Origin of the sequence: Subtercola endophyticus, from assembly GCF_021044565.1 — a bacterium.
Taxonomy (GTDB): Bacteria; Actinomycetota; Actinomycetes; order Actinomycetales; family Microbacteriaceae; genus Subtercola; species Subtercola endophyticus.
The window spans coordinates 2,332,061-2,346,892 of the sequence record NZ_CP087997.1 but is presented as its reverse complement, the minus strand read 5'-3'; the positions used below and the strand labels follow the sequence as shown (position 1 = coordinate 2,346,892).

At 61.3% G+C, this 14,832-nt stretch carries 15 protein-coding genes; 11 read left to right on the top strand and 4 right to left on the bottom strand.

Going from position 1 to position 14,832, the window contains the following annotated elements:
- Positions 1-84 precede the first annotated feature (84 nt).
- The 6 genes from LQ955_RS10970 to LQ955_RS20205 all read left to right on the top strand — a co-directional run bounded on the left by LQ955_RS10970 (position 85) and on the right by LQ955_RS20205 (position 4,761).
- On the top strand, positions 85-348 hold the full coding sequence (locus LQ955_RS10970; RefSeq protein WP_231024584.1) for a hypothetical protein: 264 nt from the start codon (positions 85-87) through the stop codon (positions 346-348).
- A gap of 13 nt (positions 349-361) precedes the next feature.
- Positions 362-700, top strand: coding sequence for a transcriptional regulator (locus LQ955_RS10965; protein ID WP_231024583.1), 339 nt, complete (start codon positions 362-364; stop codon positions 698-700).
- Entirely contained in the window at positions 697-1,359 is a 663-nt protein-coding gene (locus tag LQ955_RS10960) for a nucleotidyl transferase AbiEii/AbiGii toxin family protein (protein WP_231024582.1), read from the top strand. Before LQ955_RS10965 ends, LQ955_RS10960 begins: the two co-directional genes overlap by 4 nt.
- A 51-nt stretch (positions 1,360-1,410) precedes the next feature.
- Complete coding sequence (locus LQ955_RS10955; protein WP_231024581.1) at positions 1,411-2,661, top strand: GNAT family N-acetyltransferase; 1,251 nt, start codon at positions 1,411-1,413, stop codon at positions 2,659-2,661.
- 113 nt (positions 2,662-2,774) lie between these two features.
- The gene (locus tag LQ955_RS10950; protein ID WP_231024580.1) at positions 2,775-3,746 is read left to right on the top strand and encodes an aldo/keto reductase; all 972 of its coding nucleotides are present in this window, start codon (positions 2,775-2,777) and stop codon (positions 3,744-3,746) included.
- Between the two features lie 424 nt (positions 3,747-4,170).
- Positions 4,171-4,761: a type II toxin-antitoxin system VapC family toxin gene (locus LQ955_RS20205; RefSeq protein WP_390623372.1), complete on the top strand. Its 591-nt coding sequence runs from the start codon at positions 4,171-4,173 to the stop codon at positions 4,759-4,761.
- 162 nt (positions 4,762-4,923) lie between these two features.
- Here the strand turns inward: LQ955_RS20205 and LQ955_RS10945 are convergent, their stop codons facing one another.
- From LQ955_RS10945 to LQ955_RS10930, 4 genes are read right to left on the bottom strand one after another with little or no spacing between them, the layout of a single operon-like run.
- Entirely contained in the window at positions 4,924-6,027 is a 1,104-nt protein-coding gene (locus LQ955_RS10945; RefSeq protein ID WP_231024579.1) for a Wadjet anti-phage system protein JetD domain-containing protein, read from the bottom strand.
- Positions 6,024-9,359 (bottom strand): ATP-binding protein, encoded by a 3,336-nt coding sequence (locus LQ955_RS10940; protein ID WP_231024578.1) that lies wholly within the window; start codon positions 9,357-9,359, stop codon positions 6,024-6,026. The genes LQ955_RS10945 and LQ955_RS10940 overlap by 4 nt, the downstream gene beginning before the upstream one ends.
- A complete protein-coding gene (locus LQ955_RS10935) occupies positions 9,356-10,012 on the bottom strand; it encodes a DUF4194 domain-containing protein (protein WP_231024577.1) in 657 nt (218 codons plus the stop codon). The genes LQ955_RS10940 and LQ955_RS10935 overlap by 4 nt, the downstream gene beginning before the upstream one ends.
- A complete protein-coding gene (locus tag LQ955_RS10930) occupies positions 10,012-11,469 on the bottom strand; it encodes a DUF3375 domain-containing protein (protein WP_231024576.1) in 1,458 nt (485 codons plus the stop codon). Before LQ955_RS10930 ends, LQ955_RS10935 begins: the two co-directional genes overlap by 1 nt.
- A 250-nt stretch (positions 11,470-11,719) precedes the next feature.
- Between LQ955_RS10930 and LQ955_RS10925 the strand changes: the two genes are divergently transcribed.
- The 5 genes from LQ955_RS10925 (at position 11,720) to LQ955_RS10905 (ending at position 14,819) form a co-directional block, all read left to right on the top strand.
- Positions 11,720-12,469, top strand: coding sequence for a DUF4253 domain-containing protein (locus tag LQ955_RS10925; protein WP_231024575.1), 750 nt, complete (start codon positions 11,720-11,722; stop codon positions 12,467-12,469).
- Between the two features lie 26 nt (positions 12,470-12,495).
- Entirely contained in the window at positions 12,496-12,726 is a 231-nt protein-coding gene (locus tag LQ955_RS10920; RefSeq protein ID WP_231024574.1) for a type II toxin-antitoxin system Phd/YefM family antitoxin, read from the top strand.
- Positions 12,726-13,118, top strand: coding sequence for a type II toxin-antitoxin system VapC family toxin (locus LQ955_RS10915; RefSeq protein WP_231028113.1), 393 nt, complete (start codon positions 12,726-12,728; stop codon positions 13,116-13,118). Before LQ955_RS10920 ends, LQ955_RS10915 begins: the two co-directional genes overlap by 1 nt.
- A gap of 141 nt (positions 13,119-13,259) precedes the next feature.
- Complete coding sequence (locus LQ955_RS10910; protein ID WP_231024573.1) at positions 13,260-14,153, top strand: DUF4349 domain-containing protein; 894 nt, start codon at positions 13,260-13,262, stop codon at positions 14,151-14,153.
- Positions 14,154-14,492: 339 nt separating this feature from the next.
- Positions 14,493-14,819, top strand: a complete 327-nt coding sequence (locus LQ955_RS10905; protein WP_231024572.1) for a type II toxin-antitoxin system HicB family antitoxin — start codon at positions 14,493-14,495, stop codon at positions 14,817-14,819.
- Positions 14,820-14,832 lie beyond the last annotated feature (13 nt).

Here is a 14,832-nt window from a genome sequence, read left to right as displayed (position 1 = left end):
GAGCGTCAGTGACGTATTTGTCGGTGAATCGCTGAACGCCGCAGCACGGATGCGGGAGCACCTCGACTCTGACGCGAAGATTCATTGTTCGCGGAGTTCCTCGTAGGCGGGTATCCGGAGCTTCTGGCGGGGCTCACGTTCGGGCTAGCGGTGCCGCAGCAGTCGTTTCGGGAGTCGATCAGCAAGGTGTTCAGAAAGACGCCGGGGTTGCATCCTGACATGGTGATGACGGCGTTCGAGGTCGGGGCGAGCGAGAAGGTCTTCGATCTGCTGCTGGCTTATGAGGCGCATCATGATGAGAGGACTGAGCTGTCGTGCGAGAAAGTCTCAGAGTTCGTGAGCAGTTGAGTAGAATTGCGCCATGGTCGAGAAGGCGCATACGGCGGCGAGTGAGCGCGTGTTCTACCGTGACATAAAGCCCTACGATGCACCCACCGAACTCGCCGAGCTGCACGGGCCGTCGGCTGGTCGAGTGGTGCTTCCGCTCAACGTTTATTGGGGGCCCGCGCACAACTTCGATCTTGACAACGAGTCGGACGTCGTGGAGGCCTACCAAGCGACTCTTCGCGAGGGGCGGGTTGAAGATCAGGCAATGATTCTCAACCCCGACCTGCTGGTTTCGATTTGGCCCGAACTGTTGCTGCCAGTTCGGGTACGGATGCTCTGGGAGGACCGATTCCCGGCGCTGGCAGCGGCGTGAGCGACGACCTAGGGCTGCAGTGGGATCTCACTCAGGCTGCTCTAGCTGCTCTTCGGGATCATGCTTTCGCTTTGGCTGGTTCTGGTGCGATCCGCGAGCACGGTATCGTCGACCGGCCCACCCAAGACGTCGATCTGTTTACAAACGACCCTGATCCCGAGTCATTCGACGAGGCCGTCGATGGGCTCGTTGACACCCTCGGGCGTTCGGGTCTGATCGTTGAGCAAGTGCGGCGAGCTCCTCGGTTCGCTCAGTTGCGCATCATCACCAATGATCACCGATCCGTCGACATGGATCTGGCGGTCGACTGGCGCGAGCGAGAGCCCGTCACATTGGCGGTTGGGCCCGTTTTGAGCCTCGAAGATGCGGTCGGCAACAAAGTCGGGGCTCTGTATTCTCGGGCGGAGGCTCGCGACTATCTCGACGTCGATGCGATTCGTGCTTCAGGTAGGTTCACTAACGCTGAACTCATCTCGATGGCGGCCGAAAGGGACTCGGGATTCGACTTGCTCATGTTCGCGGGCCAGCTCGAACAAGCGAACCGGATACGCCCCGACCGTGTCGAGAGGTATGGCGTCAGCGCGGACCAACTTGACGCGATACGTGAACGCTTTGCGGGCTGGGCAAGAGAGCTGCGAACGACTGCGGCCGGCGCATAGTCGAGCCCCGACCATCCGGATGCTCGCTGGAGACGGCGGGTACCCTGAGCTATGGGCAGCACCGACGATTACAGCTTCCGAACCTTCCCCGCTGCGGTGGCCGACCCGGCGACGAATACCTGGATCCAGGCCGAGCGCCGCGGTTTTCACGACGCCCGAGCCACCGACGAGCAGCTCGAGCGCACGGCCGGCCATCTCGTCACAGATCGACGCCAGCTCACCGGCGCTTACCGCGGCGACGAGTTGGTGGCGACGTTCGCCGCCTTCGAGAGCACCCTGAACGTCGGGCCGAAGACGCTTCTGCCGGTCAGCCTCGTCTCTAACGTCACCGTGCGGCCTACTCACCGCCGCAACGGCATTCTGCGCCGCATGATGACCGACCATTTGCGCGAGGCTGCCGCCGCGGGCATGGCAATTGCTGCCCTCACGGTCTCGGAGGCCACGATTTACCGGCGGTTCGGCTTCGGCGTTGCGACCTGGGTCAGCCACGTCACGCTCACGACTGACACGCGGTTCCGGATGCTCGGCGAACCCCGCGGGCGGTGCGAGTTGATCGAGGCCGCCGACCTCGCCACCCTGGGCCCGCAGGTGTTCGCGGCGTTCCACGCGGCGCATCCCGGATCGGTCGATCGGCACGCAGCGACCTGGAAACGTGTCGCGGGCGCGGCAACCGAGAAAGACGACGCGAACCCGGGCGTCTATGCGGCCGCGCACTACGACGAGGCCGGGCAGGTCGACGGGTATGTGTCGTACCTGTTCAAGGGGTGGGGCACAGCGCCGAACACACTCGAGGTGATCGATCTGGTGGCGGCAGACGACAACGCGTATCTGGGCCTGTGGGAGTTTCTCGCATCCGTCGACCTGGTCGAACGCATCGAGTGGGAGGCCGCGCCGGCCGACGATCCGCTGCGCTGGGCGATTGCCGACTGGCGTTCGCTCGCGCTGACGGGTCTCGAGGATTGGCTGTGGATTCGCGTACTCGATGTCGTGGCGGCATTCGAGGCGCGGGCCTACATAGGTTCAGGGTCGATGGTTCTGCGGGTCACGGATGCTCTGGGTTACGCCAATGGCACGTACCGGCTCGCCGTGGCGGATGGTCAGGCGACGGTGACTCGCGACGATTCGGCCGCACCCGACGTCTCTGTCGAGGCGCCGACGCTCGGCTCGCTCTACCTGGGCGGTGTCGACGCGGTGACGCTTGCCGCGGCAGGGCAGCTCGTGGAACACACTCCGAACGCTGCCGTTCGCGTTCGCGCTCTGCTGGCGCCGGTCGCGTCGGTCTACGGCTCCACTCACTTCTGACGGAGCGATGCCCGTGTCGCGCGACTCGCGGGACGCGCTCGGCCCGGGTCGTGCTTGTAGCAGCCCCCCGATGTGATTGGACAACCGGGCCGACCCGAGCGCAGTCTGAACGTATGGAATACACCCACCTCGGCCGCACTGGCCTCAGCGTTTCACGTCTGTGCCTCGGCACCATGAACTTCGGACCGCAGACAAGCGAGCCCGATTCTCACTCGATCATGGATTCGGCGCACGAGAACGGCATCAACTTCTTCGACACCGCAAACGTCTATGGCCAAGACAAGGGCCGCGGCGCCACGGAGGAGATCGTCGGCCGCTTCTTCGCGAAGGGCGACGGTCGCCGCGAGAAGACGGTGCTCGCGACGAAGGTCTACGGCAACATGACCGACTACCCGAACGACGGCAAGCTGTCAGCGTTGAACATCCGCAGGGCTCTGGATGCGAGCCTCAAGCGCCTGCAGACCGATTACGTCGACCTGTACCAGTTTCACCACGTCGATCGAGACACCCCATGGGATGAGATCTGGCAGGCAATCGACGTCGCGATTCAGCAGGGCAAGATTCTTTATGCGGGCAGCAGCAACTTCGCCGGCTGGCACATCGCAACGGCTCAGGAAGCGGCGCGCAAGCGCAACTCGGTAGGGCTGGTCAGCGAACAGTCGCTGTACAACCTGCTGACGCGCGACCTCGAGCTCGAGGTGATTCCGGCCGCACAGGCGAACGGTCTGGGCATCATCCCGTGGTCTCCGTTGCAGGGTGGCCTGCTCGGAGGTGTACTCAAGAAGAATAGCGAGGGCAAGCGCCGCCTCGAGTCACGTTCTGCAGAGAGTCTGGCGAGTCATCGCCCACAGATCGAGGCGTACGAGGCGTTCGCCGATGAGCTCGGTCACGAACCGGGAGACATTGCGCTCGCGTGGCTGCTTCACCAGCCTGCGGTTACCGCGCCGATCGTCGGGCCACGAACCCAGGGGCAACTCGACTCTGCGCTGCGTGCGGTCGACCTGAAACTGGATGCTGCGGCCCTCGCCAGACTCGACGAGATCTTTCCCGGCAAGAAGCCGGCCCCCGAGCAGTACGCCTGGTAGCTCGCGCACGATTACGTAGGGTAGGCGCGCAGCCTGGGTGGAACAGCACGCACTAGATCGCGTCGCCAAGATCACTCGAGGAGGTCGGGTCGATACACACGGCTTTCCAGCGTCCGAGGAGTGAAACTGTGTCTCGGGCTTGGAATGAGTTTCGCTCTCGTCGCAAGTGACGAAACCTCGCTATAGTTGAGGAGACAAAACAACTTCGATCGATGGGCGCAGAAAAATGGTACTGATGGGGTCAATCGTCTATCGTGGTGAGATGGCGAAGCAGATGAGTGAGAGTGCAAAGCTGCACCGGCTCGTTGCCCCCACTGTTGCGAAGGCTGACCGAGCTGCCACAATCCGGAGGGCAACGAGCATCGTGAAATCGCCGGCGACATCAATATCTGTGAAAAGCGCAGTTCGGTCGCAGACCAAGTAAGTGTCGGCCGTCGGCCGCCCTGCGCTTGTTCGAAACGTCTACCCTTTCGACGAACCAACCTCGCCGTTACCTCGTGACGTGGTGCTAGACACGTCGTTCTTGGTCCGCGCGTTTGTCGACTCCGAACCGCTTCACGCTATATGCAAAACCTATCTCGAGGCTCTAGTCGCAGCGGATGTGAACGTCTTCTTCAACTCGATTACTGACATCGAGTTGGCCGAGGTCGCCTTCCGCATAGCGATTCGAGAGCGACACGGGAACAGGCGTGGTGCGCGGAACGATGGTCGCATTACTGGGCGCGCAGGGCGACTGACTCAGGAGCTCATGGAATCGTGGGAGTTGACGCTTTCGACTCTCAACCACGCGAGAATCGAAGTCGGCGAAGTCTCTGGTGACTACCTGGCCCTGATGACAAAACATGGGCTCTCATCAATGGATGCTGTCCATGCGGCGACCGCACTCTACGTCAAGGCGGATGGTTTGGTGACGACAGACGCTGGCTTCGGAAACATACCGGCGGCACACCTCAGACTGTTCGTGGATTCGTCGCGAGTAGCAAGCTGTCGCCGCCGGCGCGGGGGAGTCGCGTGATGCCTCTGGAATGTCGGAAGCTGGTGAGCGTATCGGGCAGGCCGTGAGCGCTCGAGCGATCTAAGTAATAAGCTGGCATGCCTTGCGACCGCTCGCTCAGGCGCGTCAGCTTGACCGTGAGTGCTTAGCGTCTGGTACCGACGACCGAGCTCAGGGTCATTCTCAGAGTCGAGCGAGCGCGTAAGCCCAGTCGATGCGCTCCTGCTCCAGTCGAGGCGAGCCCGTCGAGCGCAGGGTCGCCAAGGTCTGCTGCTCTGGCTCGGTGAGCAGGGGATAGGAGCCCAGCGCAGGTTTCGGCTCTGGCACCCAGAGGTCTCGATGGTCGAGCAAAGTTCTCTCATCCATGAGGATGCTCGTGGCTTCGGGCAGCGCGTGACGAAGCTCGTTCAGAATGGCGAAGCCGTGGCTGTCGAGGTCGCCCCAGTAACGAACGGAGCTCGAACGCACCCAGGGTACGACGCCGACGCGTTCGTGGGCGCCGAACCCGGCGCCGTGCAGCGCGACTGTGTCGGTCATCTCCGGAAGGGACAGCAGGGTCTCGAGATTCTCTAGAACGAGCACCTGTGATGGACAAATCGAAAGATCGACAAGCTCTGAAAGGGAAATTGCGGCATAGTCGAGACCACCCGGTCGAAGATGGGGGTCGAGGAATCGAACACGGATGAGCGGCGGCGGCTCGAGCAGGTCGAGACTGCTTCGGCCCGTGACGGCTGCGTGCAGACCGGTGATCATGCCGCGATGGCTGCCGACCCACTTCGAATCCACGCCGCGAATCGGTAGTTGTCTGGGGCGCCATCCGGCACTCGGATGCTCGGCAAGCCACTGGAGCACCCCGACGAGTCTGTCGAAGTCGTCGTCGGGGAGAGCCAAAAGTTGCGCGCCGAACGTACGAATCGCCGCATTGAGAGGAGCCCCAGCAGGGAGCTCAGCCTGAAGACGCACCGCACGCTGCCGCAGAACCTTCCACTCTCGAGTCATACCGGTGAACTCTGCGATCGCGTCGGCTCCTCTAAGGGTGAGCCGCTCCGGAACCTCTTGCGTGCCGATGCTCGCCCAGCGCCGCTGGATCCAGTCGACGCCCTCGACTCCGAGCCACGCGGCGCGCCAGGCAACTGCCCGGTCGATGTCTGCGAGAGCAGCACGTTCCGTCGGCGGATGTAACGGCAATGACACCTCGGCGTCGGCACCACTCGTCGTTGCCCACTCTGACAGGTCGCGTGCGACCCGCTTACGCACTTTCTCCCGGGCCTCGCGAAGCGTGATCATGCCTGTGGCTCGCCTGTGCCGAACACGACGTTGGCGATAGTCGACTTGCGCCTGGTCTCGTTCGAGATCGAGGTGACTGCACCGACGTACGGCTCGATGGTCGTCAGCAGCTTCTGCGGGGTAGCGAGAATCATGTGGAACCCGAACTCGACGAAAACGTCCATGGCCATGCGAGTGTAAGTCGAGTCTGCCTTGTCAAATGCTTCGTCAAGAATGACGGTGCCGAATCGGGGGATGCTCACCTCATCGGGCGCGAGTTGGTACCGCAGCGCCGCAGCGAGGCAAAAGATCACGAGCTTCTGACGCTGGCCACCCGAGAGACCGGCGCTGGAGTCATGCACGTTCGTGACTCGTTCGGCGGCATCGATCTCTTCGGCTTGAAAGGTGACGTGTTCGCGGGTATCGAGGCAGGCTTGCTTCCACCGTGCATCCGCGTAGTCGCTTGACCCGAGACGCGCCATAAGACCTTCGAGAACGGCGAACCGCTCTTCGGCGCCGGCGAGATCGCCATCAGACCAGTTGCCTTCGACGATCTTCTTGAGGTCAGAGATGAAGTTCACGACTTCGGGGGTTCGTTGCTCACGCACCCGGATTCGCAGGTACCGATCCCGGTCGAAGAGCGAGCGTCGCAGCGAGTCGTTCACCGGGTCGATGCGCTCTTTCACCAGCTTCGGTGCGTCGCGGATATCAGAGAGCAAGTAGGCGATCGAGTCGCGCGAGCGCTCCCGTAACAGGCGCAAGAAGTTCTGCTCATGGCTCGGTAATCCGCGCGTCTCGATTTGTTCTCGTAGGGCGCGGTAGCCCGCTCGATCGCCGATCGAGCTGGTGAGGTCTCCGGATGCTGCTTGCCAATTGTTTCGAAAGTCGTGCACGAGCGATTCAAACCTTGAGCGCGCTGCTGCCGCCGAATCGGCGCACGCCTTGACTTCTCGCACGAGCGAGGTGGATACCTTCGTGCCGACCTCGGCGATCGATACCCGGTCGAACTTGCGCTGGAACGACCGGAAGCGCGCCTCCAAGGCGGCCGAGTCCGTCTCGCTAAGCTCGGTTCCCACGAGTCTGTCGGAGAGGCGTGTTCGTTCCGTTTTCAGCTCCAACAGCAGGTTCGAGAGGCGGCCCACTTCTATCGCGGCCGCTCGTTCGGCAACCTGCGCTGCGTCCCATTCGGCATGCGTCGCAGCTTCGCGAGCTACGGCATCTTCGAGGGCGGGATTGGTCACGGTCAAAGCTGCCAGCGCGTCTGTGCGACTCTTCAGCAGAACGGCTGCGGCACGACGGTCGACCTCGTCCCATTCACGGTTCGAAACGCTCTCGAGCACCGTGCGACGCTTGGTCAGTTGATCTCGTGTGGCTTGAGCTTCTTTGAGCCTGGCGTCGAAGATGAACAGCTGTGACTCGACGGAACGGCGGCGCTCGAGCAGAGCATCCACTTTGGCGTCATTGTTGCCACCGAGAATCCACTTCGTTCGATCGTCAATGCTGTCGCGGTCGTTTTTTTCGTATCGTCTAGCCGATTTCTTGACCTGGCCGGCGACAGTGACTCCGCGTTCGACTTCGTCTAGTCGATCAGGACTATCGACGCAGTCAAAGTCGAACTCGTGCCACAGCCGCGTGGTGAGCCAGTCGTGAAACGGCGAATCCGACACGCGAATGCGGTGCAGCAGCGATCGTGCTGAACGGGGCCGACGAGGGGTCTCGGCGAGAGTGGGTACTGACTCGAAAGTCAGGCGTGTGCCGATGTTGCGACTTTCGACCCAGCGCCTCACGTCGCGCAGGAGGTCATCACGAATGACGAGCGTCGTGGCAAATGGACGCAGCACCCGTTCGATCGCGCCGGCCCATACTGCATACTCCGGTCGCACATCGATCAGCTCGCCCACGAATGGAAGGGCTGTTTCTGTCAGACCGAGGTCTTTCGTGAGTTGCCTTCGCACGACAAGCAGGCCCGCTGGGAGGTTGCTCCTACGTGTCTGAAGTTCGTTCAGCTCGCCAGTGATGCGGTCGAGATCACGTTTCGCTTCGAAATACGATTTCTGATCGTCGTGCTTATGGAGGGCGGCAGCTGGGGCCGCTTCGGAGTTCTGACGTCTGGTCGTTTCGCGAAGCTCAGCGAACTCGCTCGCCGAGGTGGGTGGGTTCAGCTGCACGCTCTGCAACTCGGCGACAAGTCTGTTGTACGCAGACTCGGTTCGGGCGGCAGCTTCGCGCGCCTCGGTGACGCGCTCCTGGGCCCGGTCGGCGTCTGCGCCGCCGAGTTCGCTCGCCGCGCGCTGGGCGACCTGCCACTGGTCAAAGGCTTCCCGTGCCGCCGAGGCAGTGGCTGCCGCGTCGGCCTCTGCCCGAGCGGAGCGGGCAACCGTGTCGGAGTAGTCATCATTCACGAACTTGAGTGTGAAACGGTCTTGGAACGGCTGCACCAACTGGCTCAGATGCTCTGCTCGAGCTTCACCCTCGACACCTGACTCGTAGGCGTCGATGATCGGTTCGAGCTCAGCCAGTTCAGCAGCTTGCTTGCGGGCATCCACCACCAACCGATGAGCCTGATTGAGGTCGGTGAACTGCTCGCGAGCGCTGCGTTCGCGGTCGAACGTCTGCGGTGTGTCGAGCATGAACCCGCGAAAGAGTTGATCGAGACTGCCGAGATTCTTGGCGGATTGGGTCTTGTGCAAGAGGTAGAGCGCATTCTCGCCGCTGATACCGAGGAGTTTCGTGAGTCGCACGAAGTACGCCTTGTGCGAACCGTTGGTAGTCACTACGGCTTCCGGCCAGCGCGACTTGACCCGTTTGGCCTCGAGTCCGCCCGAAACGAATGGAGCAAAATCAGGCAGGTCGACATCGTGACGACCGACGAAAGCGAGGTCTTTGAGGTCTGCTTTGTCGGCGCTGCCGGCCCGGATGCTGAACAACCGCACGAGGGTGACAATCTCGCCGCGCCCGTCGTCGAATCGCAACAGCACTCCACTCCACCGTGCGCCGTTGCGCAGGAATGAGCTGACCGCACGCTCGTGCTCGGTGTCGGATTCCTTGCTCCAAGCGCCTCGAACGTAACTCACCGTCGTTCGGTCGTCGTTGCGAGATGCCGAATCCTGGGCCGCGGCGTTGAAGCGGAGCAATCGACCCGGCGTGATCACTACCGCGATGGCATCAAGCAGAGAGGATTTGCCAGAGCCGGAAGCGCCCGTGAAGAGATGTCCCTGCCGTGCCACGTCAATTCGGTAGTGGCCGTCGAAGGTGCCCCAGTTGAATAGTTCGACGCGGGCGAGGCGCCATTGTCCGGGATGAATCAGAGGTGTGGGCTCAGTCGCCTGAGGGGCGTCGGTGGTGATCGTCACGCGGAATCCTCCAGGAGGTCGTCGTCAGACAGCTCATCTGAGAATAACTCAGATACCGTGATATCGCTAGCGGCGATGCGGCGATACTCCGCGCTGATCTGCCGCACCTGATCGGCATCGACGATCAGTCGCAGAACGGGCGAGATCTCGACGCGATCCTCTTCGTCACCTCTGTTGCCGGTCGAATGGATGATGCGCAGTTTGTTGCGCATCTTGACCCAGGCTGCGTTGAGTCGCCGCTCGAAATCCAGCTCGTCGCGGTCGTTGGTGCGATAGACGCGGAGCCGCTCGAATACGTCATCACGACCGACGATGACCCGGGCATCCGATTGGCCTGCGAGAAGAATCTGTCGCAGAACCAGCAACATTGCCGTATCGATGAAGGTGAGATTCTGGGAGCGAACCGTTCGTGGCGTCGCGATTTCATCGGAGTGGATGTTCTTGACGAAGGCGAATTCTCCGACGCGGTCGATGACCACGTCGAGGAATAAGTCATTGAGGCGCGATCGAATGGCGCTCTCGTCAGCCAGCAACGCCGACCACAGCTGAGTGGATGTTCGCCCCGACAAGTAGGGCCCCTTGATGAGTTCGACCAAGGCGCGCCTCGAGTTCTCGTCGAGAGTCCCCGCATCGTCTGGCCAGAGAGTCGCCATCAGACGACTCTTCCTGCGAAGACGTGTGCCGGTATGAGAGCGTGGCGGCTCTGCCCGTTGCGGTTGATCCAGCGCACAAGTTCCTCTTTCTCTAGTCGCGTGCCTTGCGATTCCGCAAGGGCGATCAGACCGACGACACTTGCGACGCCCTGTGTCGCAGGAAACCTCTTCAGCACGTGGGCTACTGTCGCGGTGGGCGAATCGGCCAACACGGCATTCGTGTTCGAGATGAGCTCGGCGAAGTCGATCTCCGTGTCTCTGGCGAGCGCCCGCAGTGCGGCTAAGTCGACGATGGTATTCACATTGGTGACAATCACTTCATCGGCATCGAAGTCAGCGGGATTGTGAAGCTGAACAGCGCCCACACTGCGAATCTCGACACTTGACAAGGAGAGTGATACATCTGTTGACGAATACGGCTTCGTCGAGCTGGCTGCCTCGAGGCCCAACCCGAGTGCCACTTGGAGCTCCTGCCGCAGCACACGGTCTTGTTGGAATTCTTGCGATTGCACATAGCGCCGCAGCCCGCGTGCAAAGGTTGCGACGACATTGTGGATCTCACCGCTGTCAGACTTGAGCGTGCTTTGAAAACGGCGCAGAAAACGCCGCTGCTCGACACTGAGCACGTTCACGAAGTCACGCTCGAGCAGCTGATCGACGTTGGCGTCGAACTCGGCGCCGAGGGCCGGATCCATCACTAAAGCGTTGAAGGCGGTAAAGGTTCTGCCTTCGTCACTTTCGGCAATGTGGTCGACACCGCTGAACACCTCGTCGAGAACGATGCGCTGGGCGTGGTCGGACTCGACTATCCGCTGACGAAGGAGCTGGTTGAGTTCCTCGAATTCTGCCCGAACGCGAGCGAAGTCTGCCGGAATTTCGCTGGCCTGCGCAAGGATATCGCGCACACGTTCGGCTGCCCGAGGCGTTTCAAGAACCGGATTGTCGTCGGCGTGGATACGTTCGATCTGAGCGTCGATGCGATCTCTCTGTTCATACAATTGCTCGAGTCGGCGGCTGACATCGGGATCGGTGTCGATTGCAAGCTGCCGGAGTTGAGACGCAATACTGGCCAGTCGCGATTCGGTCGCCGATTGACGCGGTGTGCTCAGTTCATCGAGGGTGCGTATCGCCGCAAGCGCACCCGCGGAAAGTTCGAGTGTTTCACCGCGAATATTTTCTGCCGCACGCCGTACCAGAAATCCTGCGTTTCGCCAGTCCGCACAGTAGCCCTGAGCAGACTTCGGCAGAACAGATCCGAAATCCCGTAGCTCATCGAGGTCGGCATCGAGAAGCTCATACAACTCTTCGGCGGGAAGGCGACGCTGGTCAGCACCGAAGTGGTGGCCGAGCGTGCCTGCAATGAGCGGGGCGTTGTCTTTTTGCAGCAGCCGCCACGTGATGCTCTCCTCTTGGAGGCGTTCGAGTTCGAGAGTGCGAGCGAGTGAGCTGGCCGCCATGGTGATCTCCTCCCCGTGAACGCGGATCCTTTTTTCTATCATGACGGGTCGAGCTCCCAGCGTGCCACGTTATGACCGGAGCGAGCGACAGTCTTTGATCTGTTGCTCGTCGATGACAGCAGCACGCTGATTTCGCGAACTCACGCCGGCTTCCCGAGGGGCAAGACTCCACAGCAGCCGAATGTCGCGAACTCTCCACATTTAGGCGATCACCGAGATAAATCCTGTTCCGCTGTCTCATCGTTGCAACATGAAAGAACAAGCATATGAACCACCGCCACTGACGTTCGCGCAACCCGGAGAGGGATGGGGCCAACTCGCTGCGCGCTACCCGCAGACCGGACTTTGGCCTGTGTTTTTTGACGAGAGGTGTGATCGTGATCGTCCGTGGGGCGTGCATTCTCACTGGGGTGAAGAGGCGCCTCGGTCGGCAGCCAAAACGATCCGCGAGCAGTTCTGTCTCGAGCGTCAGGAGTGGGACATTCAGGAAGACGATTACTGTTTCGAGTGCGGCGTGGTTCGAGACCGGTCGGGTGAACTGTGCATTGGAGATGAAGCTCAGGATCTGAGCATTCTGAACGACATCGATGCTTACACGCCTGGTGCATTTGCAGGCGGTGCGTTCACGGGCGGTTCGCTCAGGCGGGATCCTTTGGCAACCGATGTGTGCCCGGCCTTGGTCGAGGTAAAGCATCCTGCCGACTGCCTGGCAGAACTCGGGTGGACCGGAGCAATGAACGCGGGGATGCTCGGGGCTGACGCGCGAGTAGTACTCGAGTCATGGCAGAGGCGCTTCGGCGCCTATGTGTACTCGGCTTCAGACAGTCGCCTTTCGCTCATGGTGACCCGTCCACCTACCGACATCGTGCAGGCACGATTGGTTGCCCGCGAGCATTTTCATTTCTGCAGGTACGACTCTCAGTTCCACGGGTTCGGTGGCATTGGACCCTATGTCGCCGAGCTCGTCGGCAGCAACTTCTGGAGCTTCTGGTGGGATTGACGGTTGACCAACTAGACTTGGTCAACATGACCGAGACCGTAAATGTGCAGGATGCCAAAACTCGGCTCTCCGAGCTCTTGGCGCGGGTCGAGCGTGGCGAAGAGTTCATCCTGGCGCGGAATGGTCGCCCGATTGCGACGCTGAGGGCGCTCGACCCTCTGCCGCGACGCCAACTCGGCTTTGCTCCAGGGCCTGCGTTACCTGAGTCGTTCTGGGATCCGTTGACAGACGACGAGTTAGACGAGTGGGGCACGTGATGCGACTGCTTCTCGATACCCACACCTCCTATTGGGCGGTCAGTGAGCCTAGCCGCATTCCAGCGGCTGCAGTCGACCTCATCGAGCAACCGCAGAACGAGCTGCTCGTCTCGGCAATCACTCCGTGGGAGCTCGGTATCAAGTTTCGTAAAGGCAAATTCCCTGAGGCGGGGCCATTCCTTGCCGCGTTCCCGCGACACATGGGCACTCTCGGCGCCATCGAGCTACCGATTTCAAGCGAGCATGCCCTCATCGCGGCGCAGATCGATTGGACGCACCGCGATCCGTTCGATCGGATGCTCGCGGCTCAGGCGATTCTCGAGAACGCCGTTCTGATCACAGCGGACACCGTATTTGCATCACTCGGAGGTCTTCGTGTCAGCTGGAGTTAACGCTCGTCAGATGAGGGGCTGCCCGAGTACCTGAGGCAGTTCGTCGTGGTTGAGCCGAGCGGCATAACGGCCCGATAAAGATGGCATAACAACGCCGTTACACACCACTATCTCAACCTGAAGGCTGCCTATGGTGAAGCCATGAAGCGAAAAAATCTCGTCATCATCGGTGTCGCAGCCGTTCTCATGCTCACCGGATGCTCGGCGGGCTCCTCATCGAACTCATCGAGCAGCTCAGAGGGCTCTGGTGCCGTGGGTTCCGCGCAAGCCCCTGCTGGGGTCGCCAACGGAGGCGCCGCGGATGCGGCAGGCGCCGGTTCCGCCGCGGCCGACGCGTTGTTGCCTGACACGCAGGTCGTGACGACGGGCTCGCTCGCATTGACGGCGGATGATCCATCCGCCGTCGCCGACCAAGCGGTAGCTCTTACCGAGGCCGCCGGCGGGCACGTCGACAACCGCACTCAGCAGAGCGCGAGCGACCGCAATGACGCTCGAGCAGATCTCGTACTCCGCGTGCCGAGCGCCAAGGTCAGCTCGACGATCGACTCGCTGAAGAAGCTCGCGACCGTCGAATCGGTCTCGATCTCGGCGACGGATGTCACGTCCCAGGTGCAAGACGTCGACGCTCGCATCACTGCTCTGCAAACCTCGGTGAGCCGCCTGCTCGACCTGATGTCGAAGGCGACCAACACGACCGACCTCATCGCCCTGGAATCGACGCTCTCGTCGCGCCAGGCAGACCTCGACAGTCTCGTCGCCCAAAAGGCTGCGATCACAGACCAGGTGCAGTATTCCTCGTTGACAGTCGGCATCAGCAGCACGCAAGCGGCCGCGACGGTGGCACCGTCGGACTTCTGGAGCGGGCTCGGCATCGGGTGGACATCCGTTGTCGCAGCCCTCTCGGGAGCGCTCGTCGCTCTCGGTGTTGCACTGCCGTGGCTGGTCATCGTGGCTGTGATCGCGCTGATCGTGATAGTGATCGCGCGCTTCGCCGGCCGCAAGGCGCGGCATGAGAACCCTTCGACCGGAGCGTGATTCTCGCGCGACGGGAGCGCCCCGATCGTTTTTCTCCGGCCGCGAACATGTGACGGCTTGATAAATAGTGCCATTAGTGACACCATTTTGTGTGCCATCGCTCCATCGAATCCTCGCCCAGATGAGGGATCAACCCCAAAACATCGCCTTCGTCGACCTACAGAAAGTGTGCCGATCGTTCTTCGGTGATCCGCGCCAGATCGGCACAAGTCACATGGTGTTTCGGGTGCCCTGGCAAGGCGACCCTCGGGTGAACATTCAGAACGACCATGGCAAAGCTAAGCAGTATCAGGTGAGACAAGTGTTGAGAGCAATCGATAGGCTTGAAGGCGAGGAATAATGAGCAACGTAAACCACTACACCTATCGAGTCGTATGGTCGGCTGCTGATGACGAGTATGTCGGCCAAGTCGTCGAGTTCCCCTCTCTGTCGTGGCTGGCCGCTACACCCGTTGAAGCGTTTGAAGGCATCCATAGGGTCGTGGCTGGCGTGATCGATGACATGGCGGCGAACGGTGAAATCGTTCCAAGCCCGTTCTCGGAGCGTCAATACAGCGGTGAGTTTAAAGTGCGTATTCCCCCCGAGCTCCACCGAGCACTCGTTATTCAGGCCGCCGAGGAGCAGGTCAGCCTGAATAGACTCGTCAGTTCGCGGCTGGCGTCCTAGCACGATGTGCGGG

What these genes read in the sequence shown, in the direction of transcription:
- LQ955_RS10935 (WP_231024577.1), bottom strand. Translation starts at nt 10,012, where the DNA reads ATGGCGACTCTCTGGCCAGACGATGCGGGGACTCTCGACGAGAACTCG.
- LQ955_RS10915 (WP_231028113.1), top strand. Translation starts at nt 12,726, where the DNA reads ATGCGACTGCTTCTCGATACCCACACCTCCTATTGGGCGGTCAGTGAG.
- LQ955_RS10950 (WP_231024580.1), top strand. Translation starts at nt 2,775, where the DNA reads ATGGAATACACCCACCTCGGCCGCACTGGCCTCAGCGTTTCACGTCTG.
- LQ955_RS10930 (WP_231024576.1), bottom strand. Translation starts at nt 11,469, where the DNA reads ATGGCGGCCAGCTCACTCGCTCGCACTCTCGAACTCGAACGCCTCCAA.
- LQ955_RS10920 (WP_231024574.1), top strand. Translation starts at nt 12,496, where the DNA reads ATGACCGAGACCGTAAATGTGCAGGATGCCAAAACTCGGCTCTCCGAG.
- LQ955_RS10955 (WP_231024581.1), top strand. Translation starts at nt 1,411, where the DNA reads ATGGGCAGCACCGACGATTACAGCTTCCGAACCTTCCCCGCTGCGGTG.
- LQ955_RS10905 (WP_231024572.1), top strand. Translation starts at nt 14,493, where the DNA reads ATGAGCAACGTAAACCACTACACCTATCGAGTCGTATGGTCGGCTGCT.
- LQ955_RS10925 (WP_231024575.1), top strand. Translation starts at nt 11,720, where the DNA reads ATGAAAGAACAAGCATATGAACCACCGCCACTGACGTTCGCGCAACCC.
- LQ955_RS10910 (WP_231024573.1), top strand. Translation starts at nt 13,260, where the DNA reads ATGAAGCGAAAAAATCTCGTCATCATCGGTGTCGCAGCCGTTCTCATG.
- LQ955_RS10965 (WP_231024583.1), top strand. Translation starts at nt 362, where the DNA reads ATGGTCGAGAAGGCGCATACGGCGGCGAGTGAGCGCGTGTTCTACCGT.
- LQ955_RS10945 (WP_231024579.1), bottom strand. Translation starts at nt 6,027, where the DNA reads ATGATCACGCTTCGCGAGGCCCGGGAGAAAGTGCGTAAGCGGGTCGCA.